Here is a 4,038-nt window from a genome sequence, read left to right as displayed (position 1 = left end):
CCCGGCAGGGGGGGGGGGGGGGGGGGCGGGGGCGGGGGGGGGGGGGGCCGGCGGCCGGGGCGCCGGGGCCGGCGCGGGCGGCGGGCTTGCCGGCGGCGGTGCGTTGAGCGGGCGCGGTGGCGGCAGGCTGCCGGGCGCCACGATCTGGGGCCAGGCCGGGCCGAGGGGCAGCGCCAGCAGCGCCACCAGCAGCGGAGGAAAGAGGCGCATCCCCGTTCCCTCCGACAGTTTCGCGCGCCGGGTCAAGCCACGCTCACAGACTGACGATCTGGCCGGCCCCGACGGCGCCGAGCAAGGTCACCACGCCGGCGGCCTCGACACCCGGCTGCAGCGACTCGGCCGCCATGTCCTCGGCGCGCAGCCCCGCCTCGCAGGCGATGCAGCGGATGCCGAGTTCGCGCGCCGCGTCCAGCAGCGTGGCGATGCCGGCGACGCCGCGCCCCGCCAGCAGCGCCTCGCGCGGGTCGGCTTCCAGCGGGCGGGCGGCGTCGAACAGGCGGCAGCCGGCATTGGTGGCGAAGATCACCACCTCGCGCCCCACCGCCGCCGCGCCGGTGGCCAGAACCAGCGCGTAATGCGCGCGCTCATGCCCGCCCGAGATCAGCAGCACGCCGAGCGGGGGCGCGTGGCGCGGTCGATTCACGCCTCCGGTGCTCGCGGCCTCGGGCCGCTGCGCCCTGCGGCGATCGGACGCGCTCACGCCACGCAGGCCGGCGCCGGCGCGTGCTCATGCGCCGAGAGGTCGCGGATCGTCGCTGCCTCGCCGCACAGCGCGCAGGCCGGATCGCGCGAGAGCCTCACGGTGCGGAAGCGCGCATCCAGCGCGTCCCACAGCAGCAGGCGTCCCGTCAGCGTCTCGCCGATGCCGAGGATCAGCTTCAGCACCTCCGTCGCCTGCAGCGTGCCCATCACGCCGGTGACGGCGCCGAGCACGCCGGCCTCGGAGCAGGTGGGCACCAGGCCTTCCGGCGGCGGCTCCGGGTGCAGGCAGCGATGGCAGGGGTGGGGCGCGCCGCGATGGCCCTGGAAGACCGAGAGCTGCCCCTCGAAGCGCAGCACCGCGGCGGAGACCAGCGGCCTGCCCAGCAGGTGGCAGGCATCGCCGAGCAGGAAGCGCGTGGCGAAATTGTCCGTGCCGTCGCAGACGATGTCGTAGCGCGGGATCAGATCCCGCGCGGCCTCCGCGTCCATGCGGCGGGCGTGGATGTCCACGCGCACCTCCGGGTTCAGCGCAGCCAGCGTCTCGGCCGCGCTTTCCGCCTTGTTGCGCCCGATGCGCGCGGTGACATGCGCGACCTGGCGCTGCAGGTTCGAGAGCTCCAGCGTGTCGTGGTCCACGAGCCCGAGCGTGCCGACGCCCGCCGCCGCCAGATAGAGCGCGAGCGGCGAGCCGAGCCCGCCGGCGCCCACCACCAGCACGCGCGCGGCGCGCAGCTTCGCCTGGCCGATGGCGCCGACCTCCGCCAGCAGGATGTGGCGGGAGTAGCGGCGCAGTTCGTCCTCGGTGAAATCAAGGTTCATGCTTCGCCCTCATTCGCCGGCGCCGGCTCCGCCGGCCTGGCTGCGCGCCGCAGACATGTGGTGCCGGCGGCGCGGTTGCGAGCCGCGCGGCGCGCTGCGCGCGCGGGTCCTCTTTGCAGGGTGCTACATCATGTTCGCGGTGACGCCGCCATCCACGAAGATCAGCTGGCCGGAGACGAAGTCGCTCGCCGGCGAGGCCAGGAACACGGCCGTGCCCGCGATCTCCTCCGGCTGCGCGTAGCGTCCGGCGGGGCAGCGGCGCTTCACGGTGGCGAGCCATTCCGGGTTGTCCAGCAGCGGCTTGTTGATCTCGGTGTCGAACCAGCCCGGCCCGATCGCATTGCACTGCACGTTGAACGGCCCGAGTTCCACCGCCAGCGCGCGGATGAACATCTTCAGCCCGCCCTTCGCCGCCGCATAGGGCGTGATGGTGCCGCGCCCGAGGTCGCTCGCCAGGCTGCCGATCGCCAGGATCTTGCCCCGCCGGCGCTCCTTCATCCCCGGCACGAGCAGGCGGGAGAGGCGGAACAGCGCGGTCAGGTGGGTGTCGAGCACCCCGTACCAGCCCTCGTCGGTCAGCGTCTCGACCGGGCCGCGATGCTGGTGGCCGGCATTGTGCATCAGGATGTCGATGGGCCCGAGGCCGGGCACCACAGCATCCATCGCCGCGCCGTCGCAGACATCGAAGACGGCGGTGCGCACCTTGAGGCCCTCGGCGCGCATCGCCTCCGCCTGGCGGTCGAGCGCGGCCTGGTCGCGGCCGTTCAGGATCACCTCGGCGCCGGCGCGGGCGAAGCCCATCGCCATCGCCGCCCCGAGCCCGCGCGAGCCGCCGGTGACGAGGGCGACACGGCCGGTGAGGTCGAACAGGGCGGCATGGTGCGGCGACGGCATTGGGAAGTCCCTCCTTGGACAGCCGCCAAGCTACCCAATCCCGGTCAGATCAGGCAGAGGGCCGCGAGTTCCTTGCGCAGGCCGGGCGGCAGCTTCTCGAGGCCGGAGGCCGCGACGGCGCCGCGCGGCAGGTCCGCCGGTGCCGCGGCCGGATCAAGATAGCGCCAGCCCTGGAAGGGTTTTTGGGGCCGCAATTCCACCGGGACCAGCTCCTTGTGCAGCACCAGGCCGCAACAGGCGGTGCCGTCGTCCCAGCTCTCCTCGCGCACATCCAGGATGCGCTGCCGCACGCGCACGAAACCGCCGATCACCCAGTACAGCGAGCCGCCGTCCAGCAGGTCCGGCACGCGCTTCGGCATCATGCGCGTCTGGTGACGCAGCGGTGGATCGAGCCGGGCGCGCTGCGCCTGCCACTGGGCGAGCTCCGCCACCTCCTTCACGCCGACGCAGAGCTTGATGATGTGCAACATCGCGGGACAGCGATGTGGCAGGCGACCGAGTCCGCGCAAGCCCCCCGCCTGCGCGGGTTGCGGAGCCGGGCGCCATTGGGTAACGCACCCCGGTCAAACCGAACGCCAGGGAGGCAAACATATGCATCGTCGAATCATCATCGGCGCGATCGGCGCCGCGGCACCCGCGCTCATCGGCCTGCGCCCGGCCGCGGCGCAGCCCAAGAACCCCGCCTGGCCGCGCGCGCTGAACATGGGCACCGCCGCCCCGGGCGGCACCTATGCGCTGTACGGTCCGGCCTGGGGCCAGCTCGCGCAGGAAGCGACGGGCGTGCAGATCTCCTACCGCACCACCCAGGGCCCGAACCAGAACATCATCCTGGTCCAGCGCAAGGAAGTGGAGCTGGGCATGGTGACGATGGGCGTCGCCCTGCAGGCCTGGAACGGCACCGGGGCCTGGACCCAGGGCAACAAGTTCCAGGACATCCGCGCCGTCTTCCCGATGTACGACACGCCGTTCCACGGCATCGCGCTGAAGAGCTCCGGCATCACCGGCCATGCGCAGCTCTCGGGCAAGAATGTCGGCGTCGGTCCGCGCGGCGGCACGCCGGGCACCTACTACCCGCTGATCCTGAACGAGCTCGGCGCGCGGCCCTCCGCCATCCGCTACGGCTCCGCCTCGGACATGGCGGGGCAGCTGCAGGACCGGCTGCTGGACGCCTTCGTCTTCGCCTCCGGCGTGCCGGTGCCGGCCTTCAGCGAGCTGGAGGTGCAGGCCGACGTGAACTACCTCGACTTCACCGAGGAGGAGGTGCGCAAGCTCACCGCGAAGTTCCCGGAGCTCGCCGCGGGCACGCTGCCGGTCGGCACCTACCGCAAGCAGGAACGGCCGCTGCGCATCGTCGGCATGTTCAACTTCGCCATTGCCCACAAGAGCCTGCCGGACGACCTGGTGTACGAGATCGCCAAGTCGGTGCTCGGCCAGAACGCGCGGCTGAAGGCGGCGATCGCGGCCGGCGCCGACACGCTGGCGGAGAACTGGACCAAGAACACCTTCCTGCCCTTCCACCCCGGCGCGGCGCGCTACCTGCGCGAGGTCGGGCAGCAGGTGCCCGACAACCTGATCGCGGCCTGAACTCGCGCGCCGGGCGTCGCGGCATGACGCCGCGCGCCC

General features: G+C 72.9%; 6 protein-coding genes. 1 reads left to right on the top strand and 5 read right to left on the bottom strand.

All coding sequences use genetic code 11. The features are described 5' to 3' along the window. The 5 genes from AC1MIR_RS11775 to AC1MIR_RS11755 form a co-directional block, all read right to left on the bottom strand. On the bottom strand, positions 1 to 210 hold a 210-nt coding region (locus AC1MIR_RS11775), incomplete at its 3' end, for a hypothetical protein (protein WP_480028342.1). Between the two features lie 43 nt (positions 211 to 253). Further along, positions 254 to 643 carry a hypothetical protein gene (locus tag AC1MIR_RS11770; protein WP_480028341.1) on the bottom strand — a complete coding sequence of 130 codons (390 nt, stop codon included), beginning with the start codon at positions 641 to 643 and terminating at the stop codon, positions 254 to 256. A gap of 53 nt (positions 644 to 696) precedes the next feature. After that, positions 697 to 1,521, bottom strand: coding sequence for a HesA/MoeB/ThiF family protein (locus AC1MIR_RS11765; protein ID WP_480028340.1), 825 nt, complete (start codon positions 1,519 to 1,521; stop codon positions 697 to 699). A 123-nt stretch (positions 1,522 to 1,644) separates the two neighbouring features. Beyond that, positions 1,645 to 2,415, bottom strand: a complete 771-nt coding sequence (locus AC1MIR_RS11760) for an SDR family oxidoreductase (protein ID WP_480028339.1) — start codon at positions 2,413 to 2,415, stop codon at positions 1,645 to 1,647. A 44-nt stretch (positions 2,416 to 2,459) separates the two neighbouring features. Continuing rightward, the gene (locus tag AC1MIR_RS11755; protein ID WP_480028338.1) at positions 2,460 to 2,885 is read right to left on the bottom strand and encodes a DUF1489 family protein; all 426 of its coding nucleotides are present in this window, start codon (positions 2,883 to 2,885) and stop codon (positions 2,460 to 2,462) included. Between the two features lie 121 nt (positions 2,886 to 3,006). Between AC1MIR_RS11755 and AC1MIR_RS11750 the strand changes: the two genes are divergently transcribed. After that, positions 3,007 to 3,999, top strand: coding sequence for a TAXI family TRAP transporter solute-binding subunit (locus AC1MIR_RS11750; RefSeq protein ID WP_480028337.1), 993 nt, complete (start codon positions 3,007 to 3,009; stop codon positions 3,997 to 3,999). Positions 4,000 to 4,038 lie beyond the last annotated feature (39 nt).

It is taken from the genome of Falsiroseomonas sp. RANM36, from assembly GCF_056682175.1.
Note: the sequence above shows the minus strand (reverse complement) of the source record. Positions and strands in the feature narration are given on the sequence as shown.